Source organism: Flavobacterium soyae (genome assembly GCF_021245985.1).
Classification (GTDB): Bacteria; Bacteroidota; Bacteroidia; order Flavobacteriales; family Flavobacteriaceae; genus Flavobacterium; species Flavobacterium soyae.
Window position 1 is genome coordinate 1 of record NZ_JAJQXA010000003.1, and the last position, 24711, is coordinate 24711.

At 33.4% G+C, this 24711-nt stretch carries 25 protein-coding genes and 1 rRNA gene; 9 read left to right on the forward strand and 17 right to left on the reverse strand.

All coding sequences use genetic code 11. The features are described from left to right. Positions 1 to 47: 47 nt before the first annotated feature. Together rrf and pafA are read left to right on the forward strand one after the other, a co-directional pair. Positions 48 to 157 (forward strand): 5S ribosomal RNA (gene rrf / locus LUU93_RS04390). A gap of 180 nt (positions 158 to 337) precedes the next feature. Beyond that, positions 338 to 1957, forward strand: a complete 1620-nt coding sequence (gene pafA / locus LUU93_RS04395; protein ID WP_232678717.1) for an alkaline phosphatase PafA — start codon at positions 338 to 340, stop codon at positions 1955 to 1957. A gap of 118 nt (positions 1958 to 2075) precedes the next feature. On the opposite strand, the gene ald is transcribed toward pafA, so the two are convergent. Next, complete coding sequence (gene ald, locus LUU93_RS04400; protein ID WP_053474074.1) at positions 2076 to 3194, reverse strand: alanine dehydrogenase; 1119 nt, start codon at positions 3192 to 3194, stop codon at positions 2076 to 2078. 200 nt (positions 3195 to 3394) lie between these two features. Here ald and LUU93_RS04405 point away from each other — a divergent pair, with 200 nt between their 5' ends. Further along, entirely contained in the window at positions 3395 to 3853 is a 459-nt protein-coding gene (locus LUU93_RS04405) for an Lrp/AsnC family transcriptional regulator (RefSeq protein ID WP_053474073.1), read from the forward strand. A gap of 57 nt (positions 3854 to 3910) precedes the next feature. Here LUU93_RS04405 and LUU93_RS04410 read toward each other — a convergent pair whose 3' ends face one another. Together LUU93_RS04410 and LUU93_RS04415 are read right to left on the reverse strand one after the other, a co-directional pair. Beyond that, a complete protein-coding gene (locus LUU93_RS04410) occupies positions 3911 to 5359 on the reverse strand; it encodes a glyceraldehyde-3-phosphate dehydrogenase (protein ID WP_232678719.1) in 1449 nt (482 codons plus the stop codon). 199 nt (positions 5360 to 5558) lie between these two features. Next, positions 5559 to 6959, reverse strand: coding sequence for a trypsin-like peptidase domain-containing protein (locus LUU93_RS04415; RefSeq protein ID WP_232678721.1), 1401 nt, complete (start codon positions 6957 to 6959; stop codon positions 5559 to 5561). Positions 6960 to 7131: 172 nt separating this feature from the next. Between LUU93_RS04415 and dapF the strand changes: the two genes are divergently transcribed. The 5 genes from dapF (at position 7132) to LUU93_RS04440 (ending at position 11221) form a co-directional block, all read left to right on the forward strand. Continuing rightward, complete coding sequence (gene dapF, locus LUU93_RS04420; protein WP_232678723.1) at positions 7132 to 7914, forward strand: diaminopimelate epimerase; 783 nt, start codon at positions 7132 to 7134, stop codon at positions 7912 to 7914. A gap of 58 nt (positions 7915 to 7972) precedes the next feature. Continuing rightward, positions 7973 to 8506, forward strand: a complete 534-nt coding sequence (locus LUU93_RS04425; protein ID WP_232678725.1) for a GNAT family N-acetyltransferase — start codon at positions 7973 to 7975, stop codon at positions 8504 to 8506. A gap of 10 nt (positions 8507 to 8516) precedes the next feature. Further along, entirely contained in the window at positions 8517 to 9557 is a 1041-nt protein-coding gene (gene mltG, locus LUU93_RS04430; RefSeq protein ID WP_232678727.1) for an endolytic transglycosylase MltG, read from the forward strand. Between the two features lie 2 nt (positions 9558 to 9559). Continuing rightward, a complete protein-coding gene (locus tag LUU93_RS04435) occupies positions 9560 to 10477 on the forward strand; it encodes a DUF2279 domain-containing protein (RefSeq protein WP_232678729.1) in 918 nt (305 codons plus the stop codon). A gap of 99 nt (positions 10478 to 10576) precedes the next feature. Continuing rightward, entirely contained in the window at positions 10577 to 11221 is a 645-nt protein-coding gene (locus LUU93_RS04440) for a peptidoglycan-binding protein LysM (RefSeq protein ID WP_232678731.1), read from the forward strand. A gap of 138 nt (positions 11222 to 11359) precedes the next feature. Here the strand turns inward: LUU93_RS04440 and scpA are convergent, their stop codons facing one another. The 11 genes from scpA to dnaA all read right to left on the reverse strand — a co-directional run bounded on the left by scpA (position 11360) and on the right by dnaA (position 21665). Next, entirely contained in the window at positions 11360 to 13498 is a 2139-nt protein-coding gene (gene scpA / locus LUU93_RS04445) for a methylmalonyl-CoA mutase (RefSeq protein WP_232678733.1), read from the reverse strand. 12 nt (positions 13499 to 13510) lie between these two features. Beyond that, positions 13511 to 13684 (reverse strand): hypothetical protein, encoded by a 174-nt coding sequence (locus LUU93_RS04450; RefSeq protein WP_232678736.1) that lies wholly within the window; start codon positions 13682 to 13684, stop codon positions 13511 to 13513. Positions 13685 to 13721: 37 nt separating this feature from the next. After that, positions 13722 to 15083 (reverse strand): methylmalonyl-CoA mutase subunit beta, encoded by a 1362-nt coding sequence (locus LUU93_RS04455; protein ID WP_232678738.1) that lies wholly within the window; start codon positions 15081 to 15083, stop codon positions 13722 to 13724. A gap of 16 nt (positions 15084 to 15099) precedes the next feature. Further along, the gene (locus LUU93_RS04460; RefSeq protein WP_232678740.1) at positions 15100 to 15432 is read right to left on the reverse strand and encodes an FtsB family cell division protein; all 333 of its coding nucleotides are present in this window, start codon (positions 15430 to 15432) and stop codon (positions 15100 to 15102) included. 92 nt (positions 15433 to 15524) lie between these two features. Further along, positions 15525 to 16133 (reverse strand): uridine kinase, encoded by a 609-nt coding sequence (udk, locus tag LUU93_RS04465; RefSeq protein WP_232678742.1) that lies wholly within the window; start codon positions 16131 to 16133, stop codon positions 15525 to 15527. A gap of 250 nt (positions 16134 to 16383) precedes the next feature. Further along, positions 16384 to 17265, reverse strand: a complete 882-nt coding sequence (locus tag LUU93_RS04470) for an SDR family oxidoreductase (RefSeq protein ID WP_053474060.1) — start codon at positions 17263 to 17265, stop codon at positions 16384 to 16386. 74 nt (positions 17266 to 17339) lie between these two features. Next, positions 17340 to 18467 (reverse strand): methionine aminotransferase, encoded by a 1128-nt coding sequence (locus LUU93_RS04475; protein WP_232678744.1) that lies wholly within the window; start codon positions 18465 to 18467, stop codon positions 17340 to 17342. 60 nt (positions 18468 to 18527) lie between these two features. Then, positions 18528 to 18962: an energy transducer TonB gene (locus LUU93_RS04480; RefSeq protein ID WP_232678746.1), complete on the reverse strand. Its 435-nt coding sequence runs from the start codon at positions 18960 to 18962 to the stop codon at positions 18528 to 18530. 11 nt (positions 18963 to 18973) lie between these two features. After that, the gene (locus LUU93_RS04485) at positions 18974 to 19687 is read right to left on the reverse strand and encodes an SAM-dependent methyltransferase (RefSeq protein WP_180859732.1); all 714 of its coding nucleotides are present in this window, start codon (positions 19685 to 19687) and stop codon (positions 18974 to 18976) included. 73 nt (positions 19688 to 19760) lie between these two features. Then, positions 19761 to 20228 carry a low molecular weight protein-tyrosine-phosphatase gene (locus LUU93_RS04490; protein ID WP_232678748.1) on the reverse strand — a complete coding sequence of 156 codons (468 nt, stop codon included), beginning with the start codon at positions 20226 to 20228 and terminating at the stop codon, positions 19761 to 19763. A gap of 9 nt (positions 20229 to 20237) precedes the next feature. Continuing rightward, positions 20238 to 21665: a chromosomal replication initiator protein DnaA gene (gene dnaA, locus LUU93_RS04495; protein ID WP_011921525.1), complete on the reverse strand. Its 1428-nt coding sequence runs from the start codon at positions 21663 to 21665 to the stop codon at positions 20238 to 20240. Positions 21666 to 21851: 186 nt separating this feature from the next. Here dnaA and LUU93_RS04500 point away from each other — a divergent pair, with 186 nt between their 5' ends. Continuing rightward, a complete protein-coding gene (locus LUU93_RS04500; protein WP_232678750.1) occupies positions 21852 to 22256 on the forward strand; it encodes an acyl-CoA thioesterase in 405 nt (134 codons plus the stop codon). A gap of 31 nt (positions 22257 to 22287) precedes the next feature. Here the strand turns inward: LUU93_RS04500 and LUU93_RS04505 are convergent, their stop codons facing one another. The 3 genes from LUU93_RS04505 to ribD form a co-directional block, all read right to left on the reverse strand. Then, positions 22288 to 22920, reverse strand: coding sequence for an IMPACT family protein (locus LUU93_RS04505; protein ID WP_232678752.1), 633 nt, complete (start codon positions 22918 to 22920; stop codon positions 22288 to 22290). A gap of 110 nt (positions 22921 to 23030) precedes the next feature. Continuing rightward, positions 23031 to 23633 (reverse strand): HAD family hydrolase, encoded by a 603-nt coding sequence (locus LUU93_RS04510; protein ID WP_232678754.1) that lies wholly within the window; start codon positions 23631 to 23633, stop codon positions 23031 to 23033. Further along, on the reverse strand, positions 23626 to 24675 hold the full coding sequence (gene ribD / locus LUU93_RS04515; protein WP_232678756.1) for a bifunctional diaminohydroxyphosphoribosylaminopyrimidine deaminase/5-amino-6-(5-phosphoribosylamino)uracil reductase RibD: 1050 nt from the start codon (positions 24673 to 24675) through the stop codon (positions 23626 to 23628). Before ribD ends, LUU93_RS04510 begins: the two co-directional genes overlap by 8 nt. Positions 24676 to 24711: the final 36 nt, after the last annotated feature.

Consider the following 24711-nt stretch of genomic DNA (forward strand, 5'->3'; position numbering starts at 1 on the left):
TGGAGAAATCCATCAACCGACAACCACAAACCAACAACTAAAAACCTTAAGGTGGTTATTGCGGCGGGGCTCACCTCTTCCCATCCCGAACAGAGTAGTTAAGCCCGCCTGCGCAGATGGTACTGCATCATTGTGGGAGAGTATGTCGTCGCCTTTCTTTGAAGAATCCTCATCATTCATTTGATGAGGATTTTTTGTTTTACAGATGTTTGCTAATAGCAACTTAGATTGCAAGACTAAACTGTTAAATTATAGTCAATTGTTTGTTCTTCATCATTCATACTTTAGAAGTTTTAAATTTGAATGAGTATTTTTGTGTTTAAATTATTTAGTAAACATGAAGAAAAGTATTTTACTGTTGACACTTTTTGTTATCACAAATTTAAGTGCGCAACAACGTCCCAAATTAGTCGTAGGTATAGTAGTCGATCAAATGAAAATGGAATATTTATATCGATTTTCAGATGATTTTTCCCCAAATGGTTTTAAAAGATTAATGAATGATGGATTTGTTTTCCAGAATATGCATTATAACTATATGCCAACTTACACTGCACCGGGACACGCTTCTATATATACTGGTACAACACCTGCTACACACGGAATTGTTGGTAACGAATGGTTCAGCAGAACTCTTGGTAAAGAAATGTATTGTACAGATGATGCTGGAGTAAAAACTGTTGGAGACGGAACTGCAGAAGAAGGTGCAATGTCTCCTAAAAATCTTCAAGCTACTACAATTACTGACGAAGTTCGTATGGCTACCAATTTTAATGGAAAAGTTATCGGAATGAGTCTTAAAGACCGTGGTGCAATTTTACCGGCTGGACATTTTGCAAATTGGGCTTTTTGGTATAGTAAAACGGGATCGTTTATTTCGAGTACTTTTTATGGTGAAAAATTACCGGAATGGGTATCAGAGTTCAATAACGAAAAAAACTACTTAAAATATATTAATAAAGGCTGGGATTTATATAAGCCGGCTTCTGTATATAATGAAAGTCTTCCTGATAATAATCCTTATGAAGGTAAATTATATGGAAGTGCTGCTCCTGTTTTTCCGTATGATTTAAAATCAATGTATGAGAAAAATGACGCAGGAGTAATTCGTGCAACTCCATATGGAAACGATTTACTTGCTGATTTTGCTAAAAGAGCGATCGAAAAAGAAAATCTTGGAAGAAATAATACTACGGATTTCTTAACGGTTAGTTTTTCTTCTACAGATTATGTTGGTCATTTACTTGGGCCAAGATCAATGGAGCTTCAGGATACTTATTTAAGATTAGATCAAACAATAGCTGACTTTTTAGCTTATTTAGATAAAACAGTTGGGAAAGGAAATTATCTGCTTTTCTTAACTGCAGATCATGCAGGTGCTGAAAACGTAATTTATTTAAAGGATCGTAAATATAATGTAGACAATTATCCATCAAAAGATGTAAAGAAAAGCATGCAGGATTTTTCTACGAAGACTTTTGGAGTTGATTTGATTCAAAATTATTCAAATTTTAATGTTTTCTTCAATAGACAAATTATAAAAGAAAAAGGATTAGAATTAGCAAAAGTTAAACTAGCTTTTAAAGAGTTTTTAATTTCTCAGCCACAAGTTAAAAAAGTGTATACAGAAGAAGAAATTTTAGCTAATGCCGGAAACGATTATTCTCTGAATTTTGTAGTAAAAGGTTATGACGTAACTCAAAATGGAGATCTTGTAATTGTTGACAAACCAGGAGATATCGAATATGCGACTACCGGAACTTCACATGGTACAATATACAGTTATGATACTCATGTACCAGCAATTTTTTATGGATGGCATATCAAAAAAGGAGAATCTTACGATAAAAAAGCAATTACTGAAATCGCACCAACTATAGCACAAAAAATTAAAGTTATTTTCCCTAATGGAACTGAAGCAAAAGTATTGCAGGAAGTTTTAGATGAAAAGAAATAAAGTATAAAAGAAAAAAACCTGTCTTTCAAAACAGGTTTTTTATGGCATAAAAAAAGGCTTTTCATTACGAAAAGCCTTTTTACTTTATTGCTTAGTAAGCACTTATTTAATATTGACACTATGCGTTTGCCAATACTAATTCTTCATTAAAAGGAAGGTTCCATGCTTCAGCAACTCCTTTGTAAAGGATTTTTCCATTAGCAATATTTAAACCTTTTTTCAATTCTTCGTTTTCTGCACAAGCTTTTTCCCATCCTTTGTTTGCTAATTGTACTGCATAAGGCAAAGTAGCATTAGTCAAAGCTAAAGTAGATGTATAAGGAACAGCTCCTGGCATATTAGCTACACAATAGTGTACGATATCATCAATAATAAAAGTTGGGTTTTCGTGAGTTGTAGGAGTACAAGTTTCGATACATCCACCTTGGTCAACTGCAACGTCAACAACAACAGTTCCCGGACGCATTAATTTAAGCATATCACGTGTAATTAAGTGAGGTGCTTTTGCTCCTGGAATTAAAACTGCACCAACAATTAAGTCAGCATCTTTAATTGCTCTAGTAATATTATAATGGTTAGACATTTCTGTATTTACATTTGCTGGCATAATATCATCTAATTGACGTAAACGTGGCAAACTTAAATCCATGATAGTAACCTGTGCTCCTAAACCAGCAGCCATTTTTGCAGCTTGAGTTCCAACAATTCCTCCACCTAAAACTAATACTTTTGCTGGCGGAACACCTGGAACACCACCTAAAAGAATTCCTCTTCCTTTTAATGGTTTTTCAAGATATTTTGCTCCTTGTTGAATAGCCATACGACCTGCAACTTCAGACATTGGAACTAATAATGGTAAACTGCGGTCTGTTTTTTCAACAGTTTCATAAGCTAAACAAACTGCACCTTTTTCAAGCATTGCGTGAGTTAATGGCTCAGATGATGCAAAGTGAAAATAAGTGAATAACAATTGATCTTTTTTAATTAATGGGTATTCAGACGCAATTGGTTCTTTTACTTTAATAATCATTTCTGCAATTGCATAAACTTCCTCAATAGTTGGTAAAACTACAGCACCAGCCTGCGCATATTCTTCATCAGCAAAGCCGCTTCCTAAACCAGCAGTAGCTTGCACATAAACTGTATGTCCATGTTTTTTCATTTCAGAAACACCAGCAGGAGTTAAAGCAACTCTGTTCTCATTGTTTTTTATCTCTTTTGGAACACCTATTATCATTTGATATATTTTTTTGTTTTTTATTGAATTTGTTTTACAAAGCTACAGAGAGAGAATAAATTATGGTTTACTGATTAATAAATAAGAAAATATTATTTTATTTTTTACTTTTACAGAAAATTATTCTGTTTTGCCCCTTAATTTATTCTTCAAAAAGAAAAAAAAACTAAGAAACACTACTCTAATAAAACGTTTTCGTTATGGCTTTAGATGAAATTGACAAAAAAATACTACGTCTTTTACAGGAAGATGCACACTATACCTTAAAAGATATCGCAAACAAAATAAATTTGTCCTTAACTCCGGTTCACGACCGGGTGAAACGTCTTGAAAAAGATGGGATTATAGAAAAATACGTTACAATTTTAGACAAGAAAAAACTTGGAAATAATTTAACAGTTTACTGTCAGGTTACGCTTACTAAGCAGACTTATGATACTTCTGAAGGATTTAATCAGTCAATTTTAAATTTACCCGAGGTTGTAGAGTGCAATTATGTTTCAGGAAACTTCGATTATATGCTTAAAATTATAATTCCAGATATGGAAAGCTATCATCATTTTCATCAAAAGAAATTATCTGTTTTACCTGAAGTTTCACTTATAAATACTGTATTTGTGATATCAGAAGTAAAGAGCACAACTGTTTTACCTATTTAATAAGAAAACAAAAACCACCAAGTAAACTTGATGGTTTAAGTAAGTAGTTAGATTGAATTAATAATAAGTATAACGTCTTACCTTGGCAATATATTTTGCAAGACGAATAACCTGATGACTATAACCGTATTCATTATCGTACCAAATATAGAGTACAATGTTTTTTCCATCCTTTGAAACAATAGTTGCATTGCTGTCATAAATTGATGGAGCCGAAGTTCCCACAATATCAGATGAAACTAATTCATTATTCAGTGAATATTTAATTTGCTCTACCAGTTCTCCTTCAAGAGCATATTTTTTCATGATTTTATTGATTGCTGTAATCGATGTTGCTTTTTTAACTTCTAAATTTAAAACCACTAATGAACCATTAGGAACAGGAACTCGAATAGCGTTTGAAGTTAATTTTCCTTCTAAAGATGGTAAAGCTTTTGAAACAGCATTTCCTGCACCAGTTTCAGTAATAACCATATTTAGAGCTGCAGCCCTTCCACGGCGATATTTTTTATGCATATTATCAACCAAATTTTGGTCGTTGGTATAAGAATGAATAGTTTCTAAATGTCCTTTTACAACTCCTAAAGTATCTTCAATAACTTTTAAAACAGGCGTAATAGCATTTGTTGTGCAAGATGCCGCAGAGAAAATATTATTTTCATCTGGATTATAGTCATTATGGTTAACTCCGTGCACAATATTTGGAACACCTTTTCCTGGGGCAGTCAATAAAACTTTATTAACCCCATTTGATGTTAAATGTCTTTTTAAAGCTTCTTCGGTTGTAAATGCACCTGTATTATCAATTACTAATGCATCATTAATTTCATATTCGGTATAATCAATCTCTTCTGGAGAATTTGCAGAAATAATATGAACCGTAGTTCCGTTAATTATTAGCGCATTGTTTTTAGCATCTGCAATTACAGAACCTTGAAAATCTCCGTGGATAGAATCATAGCGTAATAAAGAAGCACGTTTCTCTAAAGTTACAGCGTCATTTTTATCTCGGGTCACAATCGCTCTCAAACGCAATTGATTTCCTTTTCCGGTTTTAGACATTAATTCTCTGGCCAATAAGCGTCCGATTCTTCCAAATCCATATAAAATAACATCTTTGGGCTGAATTTCTTGTGAAGATTTTGATTTTTTCAATTTTTCGATCACAAAATATCTTGCGTCAGGATATTTCTCATCTTCTAGATGATACTCGTAAGTTAATTTTCCAAGATCTATTTTCGCAGGCGGAAGATCTAAAGACAAAACAACTTTTGCGATTTCTACAGAATCGAAAATGGTGATAGGTTTCCCCACAAATTCACCGGCATATTGATGAAGATTGATAATATCGCTGACATTTTTATCCAATAATTGGTTTTTAAATAAAACCATTTCTATGGATTTGTCATACCACAAATCACTTATCACTTTAATTAATTCGACACCAGCTCTTCTTCGGTCGACTTGTAATGATACCTCTTTTTGGTACAAAGAATTTTTGCTCATAATTGATTAAATTGAAATAATAAAACGCTCACTTATTTTATAATTTGGCGCAAAAGTATCTATTTCAATCGATTTCGTAAACTATTTTAGCATTTATTTTTCAAAACAAAAAAAGCCACCTTAATTTCTTAAGATGGCTTTTTTTAAAGTTTTCAGTCGCAGTTTTAGTTTACAGTTTTAAAGAACTAAATACTGCGACTTAAATAATAATTCTAAATATCTCTCCGTTTTTATTGATCATTTCAATGCGAACACTTTGTCCTTCGTCTTTTTTATTTAAAAGTTTAGAAACAGTTTCAACATTTGTTGCTTTTACGTTATCGATGCTCAAAATAATATTTCCCTGCAATTCATTTTGGTATTGCATTAAATTCTCATTTGTGATGTTTTTGATTTTTACACCATAATCAATTTTGAATCTCTTTTTATCAGCAGCATCGATATTTTCTAATTCAATTCCTTTAAATTCAGTGCTGAAAAACTCATTTTTGCTTAAAGTAACCGGAACAGTTTTAGTTTTTCCATCTTTAATATAAGTTACTTTTACAACGTCATTCGGGCGTTTTGTGTTGATGTAACCTGAAAGATCAGCAAAAGTAGCAATGTTTTGCTCGTCTAGTTTTACAATAATATCACCTTTTGTAAGACCCGCTTTTTCCGCACCAGAATTTTTAGATACTTTATTAATGTAGAAACCTTGCGTTTCAGTAATTCCTAATTCTTTTGAAGCCGTGCTGTTTAATTCACCGCCTTCAACACCAAGAATTCCTCTTTGAACATTTCCATATTCCATAATATCCTCAATAATTTTTCGAGCAATATTTGATGGAACAGCAAAAGAATATCCAACATACGATCCTGTCATAGACGAAATCATAGTATTAATACCAATTAATTCGCCTCTTGTATTTACTAATGCACCGCCAGAATTTCCCGGATTTACAGCAGCATCAGTTTGAATAAAAGATTGAATTCCGCTTTGGTCTAAATTTCTGGCTTTCGCCGAAACAATTCCGGCAGTAACTGTTGAAGTTAAATTATACGGATTACCAACTGCCAAAACCCATTCTCCAATTTTTACAGAATCAGAGTTTGCAAAAGCAGTATATGGTAATTTTTCATCAGCACTTATTTTTAATAAGGCAATGTCCATTTTAGAATCTGTACCAATTAATTTTGCTTTGTACGATTTTTTATTGTTCAGGGTGATTTCAATTTCAGAAGCATCTTTAATAACGTGATTGTTTGTCACGATATATCCATCTTCAGATATAATAACACCAGATCCGGTTCCTACTTGTTCTTGCTGCTGCTGCCCGCCATAACCGTAGAAAAATTCCATCATAGGATTACTTACCGTTCTTCTCGAAACATTTTTTACGTGAACAACCGTGTGAATTGTTTTATCTGCAGCTTCTGTAAAATCAACTGCTTCACTGGGTAATCCAACGGTTCTTCCGTATGAATTAGGAGCAAGGGTAACAACAGAGTTTCCTTTTCCAAAAAAAGAATCACTGCCGTCAAATAATAACTTGTAAGCACCAAGCGTAGTAGCACCGCTTAGTAGTGAAACTAAAAATAAGGTTGAAAATCTTTTCATATTACAATTTATGTTTTTAAGTTATATAGGTATTTGTTTTAAGATATCTAACGTAAAATTATACCAAAAAATTATTTGAGAAAATGGTTTAACTCTCTTTAACATTGATTAACATTTCATTAATTAATCTTCGTTCTTTCTTCGTACTTTTGTATTTCTTAATGAATAAAAAATGCAAGTAGAATTTTATAAATATCAAGGTACAGGTAACGATTTTGTAATGATCGACAACAGATCTAATTTCTTCCCGAAAGAAGATGTGAAGTTGATTGAACGCTTGTGCGACAGACGTTTCGGAATTGGAGCTGACGGCCTAATTTTGTTAGAAAATGATTCTGAAACTGACTTTAAAATGGTTTACTATAATTCAGACGGAAACCAAAGTTCAATGTGCGGCAATGGCGGCCGCTGTCTGGTGGCTTTTGCAAATCAGTTAGGAGTTATTGATGATAAAACTACTTTTATTGCGACAGATGGTTTACATCATGCATCAGTAGGAAATGATGCAATTGTTTCGCTTCAAATGATTGATGTTGATAAAGTGCAAAAAAATGACTCTTATACTTTTTTAAATACCGGATCTCCGCATCACGTACAAATTGTTGATGATTTAGAACATTATAATGTAAAAGAAAACGGAGCTGCTATTCGTTACGGAAATTTATACGGAGAAAAAGGAAGCAACGTTAATTTTGTAAAAAAAGTAGATGATGATACTTTCTCTCTCCGCACTTATGAAAGAGGGGTTGAAGACGAAACTTTAGCTTGCGGAACTGGAGCAACAGCTGTAGCAATCGCAATGAATGCAATTGGACAAACAGATAAAACTTCAATTAATTTAAATGTTGAAGGAGGAAAATTGGTAGTTTCTTTTGATAAATTAGGAGATCATTTCACTAATGTTTTTCTAACCGGACCAGCAAAATTTGTCTTCAAAGGAACTATAGAAATTTAAAATTCCAAATTCCAAGTCCGAAAATTGACAATCAGCAATCTAAAATCTAAAATCACAAATGATTACACTCAAAGGCGATACCATTTATCTGCGTGCACTAGAACCTGAAGACTTAGGGTTTGTGCATTCGATGGAAAATGATCAAAGCATTTGGGAAGTCAGTAATACCAATACACCTTATAGCCGGTTTTTAATTCGTCAATATCTTGAAAATGCACAACAGGATATTTATGAAGCCAAACAATTACGCTTAGCAATTTGTCAGGACGAAGATTTTCCGGCGATTGGATTGATCGATTTATTTGAATTTGATCCAAGAAATAACAGAGCGGGAATAGGTATTGTTATTCAGAAGAAGGAAAACAGAGGACAAAATATTGGTTCTGAGGCACTAGAACTTTTAATAAAATACTCTTTTTTTAATTTAAATCTGCATCAGCTTTATGCAAATATTAGTGTAAATAATGAAGCAAGTATAGCTCTTTTTACTAAATTTGGTTTTGAGAAAATAGGAATTAAAAAAGACTGGATTTTGCTAAATAACCACTATCAAGATGAAGCAATCTTTCAGTTAATCAATAAAAACATTTAAACTAATAGCTTTGAAATTAAAAAAAATAATCACACTAGCTGCCGTAGCCGTAATTTCTGTTTTACTGATTTACGGTTTTATTTTAATCAGCCAAATTTTTAGTGCCAATACAAAATTTGAAGAAAAAGAAGTTTACGTTTACGTTCCAACCGGAGCAAATTATACTGATGTAAAAAAAATATTAGAACCATATATCAAAAACTTTGACAATTTTGAACTGGTTGCCAGCAAAAGAAGTTATCCTGAAAATGTAAAATCAGGACGTTTTCTTTTGAAAAAAGACATGAATAACATTGACTTAGTTCGTGCAATGCGTTCAAATGTTCCCGTTAAATTAGCTTTTAACAATCAGGAACGCCTGGAGAATTTTGCAGGAAGAGTTGGGTCAGAAATTGAAGCGGATAGTTTATCTTTATTGAAAGCTTTTAGAGATCCTAAATTTTTATCAGACAACGGATTTAATGAAGAAAATGTTTTCGCTATGTTTATTCCAAATACATACGAAGTATATTGGAACACATCTGCAGAAAAATTCCGTGATAAAATGATCAAGGAATACCATAATTTTTGGACAGATAAAAGAATTGAAGAAGCAAAAAAACAAGGTCTAACTCCGGTTCAGGTTTCTATTTTGGCTTCTATTGTTCACAAAGAATCAGTTAAAAAAGATGAAAGGCCTCGTATTGCAGGTGTGTACTTAAATCGTTTGCGTTTAGAAATGCCACTACAGGCAGATCCAACCGTAATTTATGCTTTAAAATTAAGAGACAATAATTTTGATCAGGTTATAAAAAGAGTTTTTTATAATGATTTAGTTATGAGATCTCCATATAATACTTATGTAAATATCGGCCTTCCTCCGGGACCAATTGCTATGGCAGATATTACGGCACTTGAGGCAGTTTTAAATCCGGAGAAAAACGATTACATTTATTTTTGTGCAAGCGTTGATCGTTTTGGTTACCATGAATTTGCTTCAAATTATGCAGAGCACACAAAAAATGCAAAAAAATATTCAGACTGGATTGCTAGTCAAGGCGTAACAAGATAGTTTTGAATTTAAAAGAATACCTTTTTTTACCGGTTTTACTTATACTAAGCTTTCAATCTTTTTCTCAAAATAAGGTTGAAAGCTTTTTAGCTCCATCAGATACTTTAAATAAGAAAAGACAAACTACTGTAATTGTAACAGAAACCGCTTTGGCTTCGGCTACTTTATTGGGTTTAAATCAAATTTGGTATGCCGATTATCCAAGATCCAAGTTTCATTTTATAAATGATAACAACGAATGGCTCCAAATGGATAAAGTGGGGCATATGTATTCTGCTTATCATTTAGGAAGATTTGGTGCTGAAATGCTGAACTGGAGCGGTGCGGATCAAAAAAAACAATTAATTTACGGTGCAGGTTTGGGTTTTGCCTTTTTAACTGCGGTTGAAGTTTTAGACGGGTATTCATCACAATGGGGAGCTTCTCCGGGCGATATTATTGCTAACGCTACCGGAACAGGTTTGTATGTTTCCCAAGAATTATTGTGGAAAGAACAGCGTATCATTCCAAAATTTTCATTTCATACAACGCAATATGCAAGTATGCGCCCGAATCTTTTAGGGAAATCATTAAATGAGCAGATTTTAAAAGATTATAATGGACAAACTTATTGGCTTTCTGTCAATCTTCATTCTTTTGCAAAAGAGAGCAAAATTCCAAAGTGGCTGAATGTTGCTTTTGGATATGGAGCCGAAGGAATGATTTCCGGAAATGTTCAGGATGATATTCTAATTTCGGTCGAAAACCCTGAAAGATACCGTCAGTTTTTTCTTTCATTTGACGTGAATTTAGCTAAAATTGACACAAAATCGCATTTTTTGAAAACTATTTTTTCTGTTTTTAACACGATAAAAATTCCGGCACCAACTCTCGAATACTCCGCCAATAAAGGCTTCAAAGCACATGCACTCTATTTTTAATTTCGGTTAAACTGCTGAATATCAGATTTTTTTGTTTTTCATTACCTTTGCACCGTAGAAATTTCAAAAAGGTGACAGCGTTTTGAAGAAAAACAATTTATGATAAAGAAGTGGTATTTTTATGCGAGTTTAATCGTTATTATTACATTTTTAAGTTTGGGTTTTAAACCCTTTAGTATCGAAACCAAACCGTGGTTTCTAACAGAAAAAACAGATGGATCAGAATATATTTTTCCATCTTTAGAAAAGGATGATTATCCTAAAGTAAATCTAAACGTCCCATATACTGGAAATCATCTTATCGGTTTTAAAGAAGCAGTAGCTTTCAAAGAATCACAGGGAAAATACCGAATGGTAAATTCACTGGGTTACATGGGAAAATATCAATTTGGTTCAAAAGCATTACGCGCCATTGGAGTCAGAAATGAAAAAGACTTCTTAACAGATCCGGCATTACAGGAAAAAGCTTTTGTTGCGTTATTATCCAAAAACAAATGGATTTTACGTAATGAAATAGAAAAGTACGAAGGAAAAGTTATTAACGGTGTCGAAATTACAGAATCTGGTATTTTAGCAGCTGCACATCTAGGAGGTGCAGGATCAGTAAAAAACTTTTTTAAACATGGAGGAAACAGGCATTTTAGAGATGCTTTCGGAACTTCTTTAAAAAGTTATATGCGTGATTTTGCGGGCTATGATCTTTCTTTTATTGAAGCAGACAGTAATGCGACAATAAACGATTAAAAAACAAAAAAAGAGGCTGTCTCAAAAGTAAAATCAAGCTGTTGAGAATCGCGTAAATGGAAAATTTCTCCGATAGGTATCCGAATAAAAAAGAGGTTGTCTCGACTTTTGAGACAGCCTCTTTTTTTTTGAGCATTTTTAGTCAATTAAGATTTCTAAGATTTTAATAGCCGCTTCACTTATTTTAGTTCCTGGGCCAAATACAGCTGCTGCGCCTGCATCAAATAAAAATTGATAGTCCTGTGCAGGAATTACACCGCCCACAATTACCATAATATCTTCACGATCGTGTTTTTTAAGCTCTTCAATAACCTGCGGAACCAATGTTTTATGTCCCGCAGCAAGTGATGAAACACCTAAAATATGAACATCATTTTCTACAGCTTGTTTTGCCGCTTCGGCCGGAGTTTGAAATAACGGACCTATATCCACATCAAAACCCACATCCGCATAACCGGTTGCCACTACTTTTGCACCGCGATCATGACCGTCTTGTCCCATTTTGGCAATCATAATCCTTGGGCGCCTTCCTTCTTGTTTTGCAAAAGCATCTGCTAATTGTTTTGCTTTTTCAAAATTCTCGTCGTTTTTTATTGCTGCACTATACACACCGCTAAATGATTTAATTTGCGCTTTAAATCTTCCGAAAATAGTTTCAAGGGCATCACTTATTTCGCCTAAAGTTGCCCTGTTTCTGGCAGCTTCAACAGCCATTTCTAATAAGTTTCCTTCTCCGGTTTTAGCACAATGAATTAATTTTTCCAGTGATTGATTTACTTTTTCAGTATCTCTTTTTGCTTTAATATTTTCAAGCTGCTCTATTTGCTGTTTACGAACCATTTGGTTGTCAACATCTAAAATATGCAGCGGATCTTCTTTTTCTAATCTAAATTTATTGACACCAACAATAATGTCTTGTCCGCTGTCAATTCTCGCTTGCTTTCTCGCAGCCGCTTCTTCAATTCGAAGTTTTGGGATTCCGGCTTCAATTGCTTTTGTCATGCCGCCCAATTCTTCAACTTCTTCAATTAATTTCCAGGTATTTTCTAAAATCTCATTCGTTAAAGATTCTACGTAATAACTTCCGCCCCAAGGGTCAACGGTTTTAGTGATTTTGGTTTCTTCCTGTAAATAAATTTGCGTATTTCGTGCAATTCTGGCCGAAAAGTCAGTTGGTAAAGCAATTGCTTCATCGAGTGCGTTGGTGTGCAAAGACTGTGTTCCTCCAAAAGCTGCAGCGGTTGCTTCAATACAAGTTCTGGCGACATTATTAAACGGATCTTGTTCTGTTAAACTCCATCCGCTGGTTTGGCAATGCGTTCTTAATGCTAATGATTTATCGCTTTTCGGGTTAAACTGCTGTAATAGTTTTGCCCAAATCATTCGGCCGGCTCTCATTTTTGCAATTTCCATAAAATGATTCATTCCAATTGCCCAAAAGAAAGATAGGCGTGGAGCAAATTCATCAATCGTCATTCCAGTTGATAATCCAGTTCGAATATATTCTAAACCATCTGCTAAAGTATAAGCCAATTCAATATCAGCTGTTGCTCCGGCTTCCTGCATATGATATCCTGAAATTGAGATAGAATTGAATTTTGGCATTTTTTTGCTCGTAAATTCAAATATATCGGCAATAATTTTCATTGAAGGCGTTGGCGGATAAATATAAGTATTGCGCACCATGAATTCCTTCAAAATATCATTTTGAATAGTTCCCGAAAGCTTGTTCAATTCAACACCTTGTTCTTCGGCAGCCACAATATAAAATGCCATAATGGGTAAAACGGCACCGTTCATAGTCATGGATACCGACATTTCATCAAGTGGAATCTGATCGAATAATACTTTCATATCTTCAACAGAATCGATTGCAACTCCTGCTTTTCCAACATCTCCAACAACTCTTTCATGATCTGAATCGTAACCGCGATGCGTTGGTAAATCAAAAGCTATTGAAAGTCCTTTTTGACCTGCAGCAAGATTTCTTCTATAAAAAGCATTACTTTCTTCTGCAGTCGAAAATCCGGCATATTGACGAATTGTCCATGGACGACGAACGTACATTGTAGCGTAAGGTCCGCGTAAATTGGGTGTAAAGCCAGCTCCGAAATCCAGAAACTCTAAATCCTCTATATCTTTTTCAGAATAGCTTTTTTTGAGTTCAATTCCTTCGGCTGTGGTGAAGTTATTAGTTATTAGTTTTGAGTTATGAGTTTGTTCACTTAACTCATGACTTTTAGCTTCTAACTTTATATGTTTAAGGTCTTTTCTCAATTGTAAAAATTGTTATTTAAATAGGTTTAAATCACTTTCAATTTCTTTTAAAAAATCATCAATATCATTAGCATTATTTGGATTCTTTAAATAGTTTTCTGTTCTTTTTCTTACCTCATTAATTTGCCACTTTGGAATTTCAGATTCGTTATTTTCGACTTGTATTATTTTTTTAATTACTTCCATAATATTTAGGCTTATATTCAATTAATTGAAGTTAATTTTACTCAAACTCAAGTCTTTCCTGTTCCAATTTCTCGGCTAATCTCTTTTCTATAATTGGTGTAATTAATGTTTTTCTAGGTTTGATTTTTACAAAAGGAAACAATTCTAAATCATGTTTCATTCTGTCTTCTTTGTTAGGATATTTATTGGTGCCTAATAAAACTTCTTTTTTAGAATCGAATAATTCCTGTTCTTTAGCGGCACTTTCCTGAATTTTCTTTTTGATGGTTCCGTCGTTCAAAAGTTTCAGGAAACCTCCGTCACCTTCAATATCTTTAAATAAGTTTAAACTTTTTTCTGCCAATTGCATCGTTAAACTTTCAATGTAATAACTTCCATCGGCTGGATTATCGACTTTGTCAAAATAACTTTCGTGTTTTAAAACTAAAAGTTGATTTCGGGCAATTCGATCACCAAACTCATTGTCTTTATGATATAAAGCATCATAAGGTAAATTAGCAACAGCATCGGCTCCGCCTAAAATTGCCGACATACATTCGGTTGTGGTACGAAGCATATTGACATTATAATCGTAAATGGTTTTATTCCGTTTGGTTGGAGTAACTAAAAAATGACAGTCTATTTCAGGATTGTATTCTGCAGCAATTAATTTGAAAAGCATTCGCAAGGCACGGAGTTTTGCAATTTCAAAAAAGTAATTAGTTCCAACAGCTATTTCAAAAACAATAGGTTTTGTTGAAGTTGGAAAACGGTTTAAATATTCATTGGCATGCGCTAAACTGTAGGCAATTTGCTGTGTGATATTTGCTCCTGAATTTTGATACAAACCCAAATCTACACTTAGAAATGGCAGATTAGTTTGGTTTGAAATTTTTTCAAGTGTTTCAAAATTATTTTTATCCGATGTTGTAAACCAGTTTCCGTCGCGGGCTAATTGTCCAATTGGATCAAGATTGCAATAAAAAGCTGCATTTTTTTGTGCAGCAATAGCGTCCAGTTTTTTTACGAAATCGATTGAGAGAAAATTCAAATGAAAATAAATGGTTCTATTTTCTAAAGGAAGATTTTCTAATAATTTTTGAATGTCGGTATTTTCGTTTTGAATCGTAAAACGTAAACTTTCGGCACCTCTTTCAATCGTATTTATGGCTCTGTTGATAGATTTTTCAACGTCGTGAACAAATATGTTTTGACAGATTTTAAACTCTGATGCCTGAGTATGAACAGCAGCACTTTTGGTAAATTCGTCGCTGTGATAAAAAGGTTTTACCTGAATATCTTCTGGAGAATTCCAAATTACGGTTTGGTTATAATCGGCTCCATCTAATTCAAACTGAATTTTTTGTTTCCATTGTTTGGATGAAATCGGATTAAAATCGTCGAATAGGTTAGTGGCCATTTAGTATTTTTTGTGTTTATTCTTTATCTTGAATGGTATCTCCTTCAAACTGGATGATGTAAATATCTTCGCTGTCTTTTTTCATAAAGTACTTTTCGCGAGCATATTTTTCTATTTGTTCAGGATTTTTAAGTTGTTTGATCTGTTCCTGATCTTTCTTTATTTCTTCCTGATAATATTTTTTATTGTCTTGTAATTCATTGATCTGCCCATCTAAAAAGCGATGATCGAAATAAGAGTAATTATCTAAAAATAACATCCAGATTACAAAAAACAGTAAAACCCAGACGTATTTATTGCCTAGGAATTTAAACCATTTTTTGTCTTTATATGGATTTGTTATTTTCATTTTTGTTAACCTAAATTATTTCTTTTGAATATGATGGGGCTTTTTAGCGGGAAACAGCTCCTAATTATTATGGTTTAAATTTACGACAAAAATTATAAAATTCTCTGATTAATTACAGCGCGAACTACATCAATTGCTACAGTATTGTATTTATCATTTGGGATAATAATATCTGCAAATGCTTTTGATGGTTCTATAAATTGCTCATGCATAGGCTTTAAGGTGTTTTGATAACGGTTTAAAACCTCGTCGATATCACGCCCGCGTTCTGAAATATCTCTTTTTAAACGACGAATTAATCTTTCATCAGAATCTGCATGAACGAAAATTTTGATATCAAAAAGTTCACGTAATTCCGGATTTGTCAAAATTAAGATTCCTTCAACAATCATAACTTTTCTAGGATGTGTTGCCACTGTATCGTCAGTTCTGTTGTGTTTTATAAAAGAATAAACCGGCTGATCGATAGTTTCTCCTGCTTTTAAAGCTTTAAGATGTCTCACCAATAATTCAAAATCAATTGCACGCGGATGATCAAAATTAATTAATGCTCTTTCGTCAAATGATAAATTATCGGTTTGTTTATAGTACGAATCCTGAGAAATTACACCCACTTCAGTGTCTGGTAATTCGTTCATGATTTGGTGTACTACCGTTGTTTTTCCACTTCCTGTTCCTCCTGCAAGTCCAATAATGAGCATAAAATTTTTGTTTGATATTTGTTTGGCAAAAATAATAATTTAACTGAATTGTCTAAACATATTATTTATTTAAACCATATAAGTAATGTAAGTAAATTTAAGCTAGCAGATATTTAAACGAACAGCCGCTTAATTGAACTTATATCACTTATATGGTGAAAAAATAAAAAATCCCGAAAGTAAACCTTCGGGATTTGGTGCAATCAGTATAGTTTTAATAAAATATTCTGAATTTAGTAAGCACTTGTAATTATTTGTTCTTCTTTGCTTTAATCATCATTTCAAGCTGATCCCAAAGTTCTTCGGGAATTGCTTCTAATAAATTGAATTGTCCGGCGCCTTTTAACCATTCGCCGCCGTCAATTGTAATAACGTCACCATTTACATAAGCAGAGAAATCAGATACTAAATAAGCTGCTAAATTGGCTAATTCCTGATGATCTCCCACACGTTTCAACGGCACTTTTTTTGCCATATCGAACTTTTCAGAAAGATCTCCCGGCAATAATCTGTCCCAGGCTCCTTTTGTAGGGAATGGCCCCGGAGCGATCGCATTAGAACGAATTCCGTATTTTGCCCATTCTACAGCAAGACTTCTTGTCATGGCTAAAACCCCTGCTTTTGCAGTCGCACTTGGCACCACATAAGCAGAACCTGTCCAGGCATAAGTTGTTACAATATTTAAAATCGTTGCCGATGTTTGCTTGGTATCAATCCAGTGTTTTCCAAAGGCAAGCGTACAGTTTTTTGAACCTTTAAGTACGATATCTATAACAGTATCAAATGCATTTGCAGATAAACGTTCAGTTGGAGAAATAAAATTTCCGGCTGCATTGTTCAAAAGAACATCTACTTTTCCAAAAACTTTTAAAGTTTCCTGAAGCATATTTTCTACTTCTTCATAATGACGAACGTCACATTGAAGCGGTAAACATTTTCCGCCAGTTTCACTTTCAAGCTCTGCCGCAGTAGTTTTCAGCTTTTCTAAATCTCTTGAAGTTATCGCAACTTGTGCGCCTAATTCAAGAAAATATTTAGTCATTGCTTTTCCTAGACCGCTTCCGCCGCCTGTAACTACAATGACTTTTCCTTTTAAAGCGTCGTCACGTAACATTTTATCTGTATAGCTCATACTTTTCTTTTTTTACAATATTAATTAAAAAAATAGGATGCACGCATAATATTGTTATAAAATTTTGATAAACTTTATATATCACATAGTTTTTTCGCAGCAGATTTTAAAGTAAAATCGTCTTTGGCAAAGCAAAAACGTATTAATTTTTGATCTTTATGATCAGAGTAAAAAGTTGAAATAGGAATTGCGGCAACACCGTGATTGATGATTAGATTTTTGCAGAATGTAACATCATCTTCATCTGAAATATTGGCATAAGAAGCAACCTGAAAATAAGTTCCTTCGCATGGTTTAAGTTCAAATCGACTGTTTTGAAGCAGTTTTTGAAAGTAATCCCGTTTTTCCTGATAGAATTTTCCAAGTAAATTTACATCAACAACATCTAAATATTGGCTAATCGCAAATTGTGAAATGCTGTTTACGCTGAAAACCAAAAACTGATGCACTTTTTTGATTTCCTTCATTAAATATTCGGGAGCAATGGTGTAGCCAATTTTCCAGCCTGTAATATGAAATGATTTCCCGAAAGAAGAAACCATAATACAGCGGTCTAAAAGAAAATTTTTGGTATGTGCCGAGATATGTTTTTCTTCAAAAGTAATGTATTCGTAAACTTCATCAGATAAAACTATGATATCGGGATATTTTGAAAGTATTTTTTCAAATTGAAGAAAATCAGCTTCATTCAATATTTTTCCTGTTGGATTATGCGGATTGTTGATGATAATCATTCGGCTTTTTGCAGAACAAGCTTTTTCAATTGTTTCCCAATTTGGAGTATAATCGTCGTTCAGCGCTACGCGAACTGGTTTTGCTTTGCAAAGTAAAACAGGTGATTCGTAGGAATCATAACTTGGATCGAGAATAATTACTTCGTCGTTTTCTTTTACCAAAGCTAAAATTGAAGTAAAAATTCCCTGCGTTGCGCCAGCCGTAACCAAAAGTTCTAAATCTGGATTGATTGTTCTGTTATAAGAATCCTGAATCAGCTTTGCAATTTTATTCATCAATGGGGGGTAGCCTGCCATTGGTGTATATTGATGTACGTTTTCTTTTGATAACCTTGCAACAATATCTGTCAATCTTTCATCAACAGGAAAATTTGGAAATCCCTGCGAAAGATTTATTGCATTGTATTCGGCTGCCATTTTTGACATTACCGTAAAAATGCTTGTGGTTACGTTAGGGAGTTTACTCATGTTGAAGTTTGATTAAAGAGAAGCTTGAGATCTTTATATAAAATAAATAATTTTATTGCATTATTTTATAGTTATTGGAACTGTAAACATTACTCTGACATTTTTACCATTGTGCTTCCCAGGATTCCATTTAGGAGATAATTTTAGAACTCGAATTGTTTCCGCACCAGTATCAGAACCAAGATCTTTTAAAATTTTAATATCGCTTAATGAGCCATCTTTCTCAACTACGAAGGTTACAAATATTTTTCCTTTAAGTTCTAAATTTTCTTTTGGAATTTTAAAATTTTTCTCAACAAATTTATCAAATGCAATCATTCCTTGAGGAAACTCAGGTTTTACTTCTAAGCCGGATGAGGCATAAATAGAATTATCTGTTTCTGGTGTAGATCCAATATCTTTAAAAGTTGCTTCTATATCTCCTTCTTTTTTTGTAGTTTGAGAAAATATATTTTGTATAAAACAAATTAAGAACAAGATGAAAAACTTTTTCATATTTGGTGTTTTTACATTTTATGAATAATAAAAATCGTCGGTCGATTATGTAAATCTACTTTTAATTTTTTCCAATCCGAAATTTTCATTGTTTTAATGAATTCTGTTGGCAGCGTAATATCAGTTGCAATACATAAATGTGTTGAAGGATTTACAATTTGCAGAATATCTTCAACTAATTTATTGTTTCTATAAGGTGTTTCAATAAAAATCTGCGATTGATTTTTATCGTGAGATAATTTCTCAAAATGCCTCAATGCCGATTTTTTCTCGTCTTTATCAATTGGTAAATAACCGTTGAAAGTAAAACTCTGACCATTCATTCCAGAAGCCATCATAGCTAATAGGATAGAAGAAGGACCAACTAAAGGTACAACCTGAATTCCTTTTTCATGTGCCAGTTTTACAATCACAGCGCCGGGGTCAGCAACGCCCGGACATCCGGCTTCGCTCATTAATCCCATGTTTTTTCCTTCTAATAAAGGCTTTATAAAATCTAAATGTTCGCTTGGTTCTGTTCTTTTATTTAGTGTAAAAAGTACCAATTCTGATTGTTTTTTTTCAGGATAAACTGCTTTTATAGATTTTCTGGCTGTTTTGTCATTCTCAACAATATAGTGGTCGATAAGTTCTATTGCTCTTCTTACGGTTTGTGGTAAAACATCCATCGGATCGCTTTCGCCCATTGTGGTTGGAATTAAGTATAGTTTTCCGAGAAGTTTCATTTTGTGATATTTTATAAATTAAAACAAAAAATGTATTTCAATTCTATAAACAGCAATTGAAATACAAATTTAATTATGAATGTTTTTCGATAAGTTTTTGGGCAATAATTTCAGAGACTTCGTCCAGCATTTGATATACATTATCAAATCCGTTGACTGCTCCGTAATAAGGATCCGGAACATCTACATTTTCGTCTGGAAATAATTCGTTTAAAATAAGACGAACTTTGTTTTTATGTTCAGGAGTTTTGGCAAGATGAAGAACGTCACGCAAATTAGAGCTGTCCATAACGTAGATATAATCGAATTCGTCAAAATCTGAAGTTTTAAATTGTCTTCCTTTTTGACCGTCAATGCATAAACCGTTTTTTTGAGCAACAGCAATCGAACGTTTGTCTGGAGCGTGACCAATATGCCATGATCCTGTTCCGGCAGAATCAACAATAAATTTGTCTTTAGGTAATTTTGATGCTAAAATTCCTTCTGCTAAAGGAGATCTGCAGATATTTCCTAAACAAACCATTAAAACTTTTACTGGCATGATTCGCGTTTATAGCGTTAGTTTTTTGTTGATGTCTTCGACAAATTTCTTGAATTGTTTGTCTGTAGAAACTAAATTATCAACAGTTTTACAAGCATGTAAAACGGTAGCGTGATCCCGGTCTCCAATTTGTGAACCAATGTTTGCCAAAGAAGCTTTCGTGAATTTCTTTGCAAAAAACATAGCCAATTGTCTAGCCTGAACAACGTGTCTTTTTCTAGTTTTAGATTGAAGTGTTTCAATATCCAGCTGAAAATAATCAGACACAATTTTTTGGATATAATCGATAGAGATTTCTCTTTTTACGTTTTTAACAAATTTTTCAACTACGCTTTTCGCCAATTCAATCGTAACTTCTTTTTTGTTGAAAGAAGACTGGGCGATTAATGAAATAATGGCGCCTTCTAATTCTCTAACGTTAGATTTAATATTGCGGGCAACATATTCTAAAATATCTTCCGGCATATCAACACCATCACGATATAAAATGTTTTTTAAGATCGAGATACGGGTTTCATAATCAGGCTGGTGCAATTCTGCAGACAGTCCCCATTTAAAACGAGATAATAAACGCTGCTCAATATCCTGCATATCTACAGGAGCTTTGTCAGAAGTTAAAATTACCTGTTTTCCGTTTTGGTGCAAATAGTTGAAAATGTGGAAAAATACGTCCTGAGTTCCTGATTTTCCAGATAAAAACTGAACATCATCAATAATCAAAACGTCGATTAATTGGTAAAAGTGAATGAAATCGTTACGATTGTTCTTTTTAACCGAATCAATATATTGTTGTGTGAAAATTTCGGCAGAAATATATAAAACCGTTTTTTCAGGATATTTATCTTTTACTTCAACCCCAATAGCGTGTGCCAAGTGTGTTTTTCCTAAACCAACTCCTCCAAAAATCAATAACGGATTAAATGAAGTTCCTCCAGGCTTATTGGCAACCGCCATACCTGCAGACCGTGCTAAACGGTTTGAGTCTCCTTCAAGGAAATTATCAAAGCTGTAATTAGGATTTAACTGAGATTCAATTTTTAAATTTCTGATACCGGGAATTACAAACGGATTCTTAAGTTCAGGATTTAAATTTTTAAACGGAGCGTCAACTTCCTGCGGTTTCATAGGAACTCTGTTAGAACTTGGCAGCTGCTCGGTAAACGGCTGTTTATTTCCATAAGTGTTCTCCATTTTAATTTTATAGAGTAACTTTGCGTTTTTTCCCAGTTCTTTGGTAAGCGCAACTTTCAATAATTTTACGTAATGCTCTTCGAGCCATTCGTAGAAAAATTTACTTGGTACTTGAATATATAACGCGTTGTCGGTTAGCTCAACTGATTTGATTGGTTCAAACCAAGTTTTGTATGCTTGATCTTGAATATTGTCCTTTATAAAAGACAAACAGTTTTCCCATACCGATTGAGCAGTTTTAGTCATAGATTCAAATAAATTTTTATATTATTAATAAAGATTCTCCTGTAAAAATGGAGCAATTTTATTCCGTATTTCGGGATAACAAATATGTGAACAAATTTCTGTAAAAAAAAATATTTTGGTATCTAATTTTATAAAAAAAAGTTGTAAGAGAACTTCTGTAATTTAAATTTTTTTAACGTATAAATAATGAAAAATCATCAAACGCAAGTGCGTGTTCGTTACTCCGAAACTGACCAGATGGGGGTCGTTTATCATGGAAATTATGTGCCTTATTTTGAAATTGGCCGCGTGGAATGGCTTAGAAATAAAGGGATTTCGTACGCAAGTATGGAAGAAAGCGGAATTGGTCTCCCGATTGTTTCGATGCAGATCAATTATAAAAAATCAGCGCGTTATGATGAGCTTTTAACAATTCATACGACATTCAAAAGTCAGTCATCTGTCAAGATTGAATTTGACTGCGAAATCTATAATGAAGCAAATGAGTTATTAACAACCGCCGTATTTATTTTAGTATTTATTTCGTTAAAATCAGGTCGCCCGACTGCACCTCCGGATTATATTTTAGAATTGTTTAAAACCTTAACATAATTATTAAAGCGAAGGGTGTTTTTATAACAAATTACACAATTTTAATATCGATTTCAAACATTAAATCAAAAATGTCGAATATAGATTCGGCATTTTTTTTACGTGCTTTGGTCATTATTTTACCAATTGGAAGCCCGGAGCCTTCATCAATTTCCATTTCCTGAGATATAATTTCCAGTTTTTTCTCCTTTATAACACGCATTACCTTGTTCATGTTTTTATAATCGAAGGAAATTAAAAATTGAACATCAATTGTTTTTTCGACAATTTCACAAACCTCTAATGTCATTTGCGCTGTTGTTCGATAAGCAGCAATTAAACCGCCAACACCCAGTTTTGTGCCTCCAAAAATACGAACCACAACTATAAGAACGTTAGTCACGCCAAAAGATTGTATTTGTCCATAAATGGGAGCGCCTGCTGTATTGCTTGGCTCTCCATCATCGTTTGCACGATAAGAAATTTTTGGAGCCGTACCCAATTGATAAGCGTAACAATAATGTACAGCATGCGGATGAAGTTTTCTTAAATCTTCGATAATTGGTTTTACTTCATCGTCACTTTCTATAGGAAATGCATAGCCAAAGAATTTGCTTCCCTTTTCCTTAAAAAGAACTTCTTCAGATTCTGTGGCAATGGTTTGATACGTATCGTTATATTCCAAACTTAAAATTCTAAATTGTTTTTTGCCACAGATTAAAAGGATTAAAAGGATTTTTTTTAATTGATGTAAAAAATCTGTGTTAATCTTTTTTAATCTGTGGCTAAATATTTTTACAATAATTCTTTGCTAAATAAATCTACAACGTCTTCCTTGCCAACTTGTAAATTCCAAACACGCAAGCCTAATGCAGCAGCGGCATCCGTATTTTCTTTTTTGTCATCAACAAATAACGTATGCTCAGGAATTAAATTATGTTCGTCAATTAAATGTTGAAACGACTCAGCATTTGGTTTTCGTTTTTTAATTTCAAATGAAAAATGAACTTTTTCAAAACAATTATAAAAATCAGTATAAAAAGGAATCCCAACCGTTTTTTCAAAAGCAGCAATATGAATAGCATCTGTATTACTCAACAAAAACAAACGGTATTTTTTTGAAAGTTCTTTTAAGAAATCCAATCGATAAGAAGGGAAATCAGCCAAAATTGCATTCCAGGCGTTTAGGATTTCTTCTGTCGAAGAATTTGGAAGCTGTTTTTGAAACCCAGCCAGAAAATCATCGTATGAAATATCTCCGGTTTCAAATAATAAGTTCAAACGATCAAGATCAGCATTCCATTCCGTTAAACCCAAATTTTGCAAACCTGAAATTGTTCCTTGTTTGTCTAAATTGATAAAAATATCCCCAAAGTCAAAAATTATCGTATCAATCATGATTTCTTACGTATATTAATTCGTCGTTTTGAATATAAGTTTTAATAGCATTTTTCTTTTGAAGCTCTGGTGCTTTAATTCCTTTTTCAAAAGTATTTTTTCCAACAAAAATTCTGGCTTCGTCCCAAATATTTTGATTAATAAAAGACTGCAGGGTCTGTCTCCCGCCTTCAATAATTATAGACTGAATTTGATGTTTGTATAAAACGGTTAAAATCTGTCCAATCACATTTTCATTAAAATCAATTTTTTTAAAAATCGTATTTTTTGTAGAAACATTGTTTTCAGATTTCGAAAATACAATAGTTTTTACACTGTCATCAAAAACAAAACTATCTTTTGAGATTCGGTTATTTTGATCTAAAATCACCCGAACAGGATTATTTCCTGACCAATCCCGAATGTTTAATTTCGGATTATCATCAATAATGGTCTGCGTGCCGGCTAAAATCGCCTGTTCTTCGCTTCGCCATTTATGAACCAATTGTCTGGAATATTCGTTGCTTATCCAAACTGGTTTGCGTTCCTGGCCTTCTTCTTTTTCGGGAGCCAAAAATCCGTCCTGGCTTTCGGCCCACTTTAATGTAATATAAGGCCTCTTTTTTTGATGAAAAGTAAAAAAGCGTTTGTTGAGTTCACTGCATTCTTTTTCTAAAACGCCTACAACTACATTTGCTCCGGCCTCAACAAGTTTTTTAATTCCGTTTCCGGCTACTTTTTCATTTGGATCAACTGTTCCAATCACAACATTCGGAATTTCATTTGAAATAATTAAATCGCAGCAAGGCGGAGTTTTTCCAAAATGAGAACAAGGTTCTAAACTAACATAAATTGTTGCTTTTTTTAACAGCGATTTATCCCTTACAGATCGAACTGCATTGACCTCGGCGTGTGGTTCGCCGGTTTTTTTGTGCCAGCCTTCGCCAATAATCTTATCTTCATAAACAATTACACTTCCTACCATAGGGTTTGGATAAGTTGTTCCAAAACCATTTTTAGCAAGTTCAATGCATCGTTTAATATATTTCTCATGTATATTCACCCTGCAAAAGTAACTATTTTTGAGTTTTGAGTCTAA

Bases quoted from the DNA above. Each gene is read 5' to 3' on its own strand.
- LUU93_RS04480 (WP_232678746.1), bottom strand. From the start codon at position 18,962: ATGAAAAAGTTTTTCATCTTGTTCTTAATTTGTTTTATACAAAATATA.
- LUU93_RS04455 (WP_232678738.1), bottom strand. From the start codon at position 15,083: ATGGCCACTAACCTATTCGACGATTTTAATCCGATTTCATCCAAACAA.
- udk (WP_232678742.1), bottom strand. From the start codon at position 16,133: ATGCTCATTATTGGACTTGCAGGAGGAACAGGAAGTGGAAAAACAACG.
- LUU93_RS04440 (WP_232678731.1), top strand. From the start codon at position 10,577: ATGATAAAGAAGTGGTATTTTTATGCGAGTTTAATCGTTATTATTACA.
- LUU93_RS04490 (WP_232678748.1), bottom strand. From the start codon at position 20,228: ATGCCAGTAAAAGTTTTAATGGTTTGTTTAGGAAATATCTGCAGATCT.
- LUU93_RS04450 (WP_232678736.1), bottom strand. From the start codon at position 13,684: ATGGAAGTAATTAAAAAAATAATACAAGTCGAAAATAACGAATCTGAA.
- LUU93_RS04460 (WP_232678740.1), bottom strand. From the start codon at position 15,432: ATGAAAATAACAAATCCATATAAAGACAAAAAATGGTTTAAATTCCTA.
- LUU93_RS04500 (WP_232678750.1), top strand. From the start codon at position 21,852: ATGAAAAATCATCAAACGCAAGTGCGTGTTCGTTACTCCGAAACTGAC.
- LUU93_RS04425 (WP_232678725.1), top strand. From the start codon at position 7,973: ATGATTACACTCAAAGGCGATACCATTTATCTGCGTGCACTAGAACCT.
- dapF (WP_232678723.1), top strand. From the start codon at position 7,132: ATGCAAGTAGAATTTTATAAATATCAAGGTACAGGTAACGATTTTGTA.
- LUU93_RS04470 (WP_053474060.1), bottom strand. From the start codon at position 17,265: ATGAGCTATACAGATAAAATGTTACGTGACGACGCTTTAAAAGGAAAA.
- ald (WP_053474074.1), bottom strand. From the start codon at position 3,194: ATGATAATAGGTGTTCCAAAAGAGATAAAAAACAATGAGAACAGAGTT.
- dnaA (WP_011921525.1), bottom strand. From the start codon at position 21,665: ATGACTAAAACTGCTCAATCGGTATGGGAAAACTGTTTGTCTTTTATA.
- LUU93_RS04485 (WP_180859732.1), bottom strand. From the start codon at position 19,687: ATGAAACTTCTCGGAAAACTATACTTAATTCCAACCACAATGGGCGAA.
- pafA (WP_232678717.1), top strand. From the start codon at position 338: ATGAAGAAAAGTATTTTACTGTTGACACTTTTTGTTATCACAAATTTA.
- LUU93_RS04475 (WP_232678744.1), bottom strand. From the start codon at position 18,467: ATGAGTAAACTCCCTAACGTAACCACAAGCATTTTTACGGTAATGTCA.
- LUU93_RS04510 (WP_232678754.1), bottom strand. From the start codon at position 23,633: ATGATTGATACGATAATTTTTGACTTTGGGGATATTTTTATCAATTTA.
- LUU93_RS04405 (WP_053474073.1), top strand. From the start codon at position 3,395: ATGGCTTTAGATGAAATTGACAAAAAAATACTACGTCTTTTACAGGAA.
- LUU93_RS04410 (WP_232678719.1), bottom strand. From the start codon at position 5,359: ATGAGCAAAAATTCTTTGTACCAAAAAGAGGTATCATTACAAGTCGAC.
- LUU93_RS04415 (WP_232678721.1), bottom strand. From the start codon at position 6,959: ATGAAAAGATTTTCAACCTTATTTTTAGTTTCACTACTAAGCGGTGCT.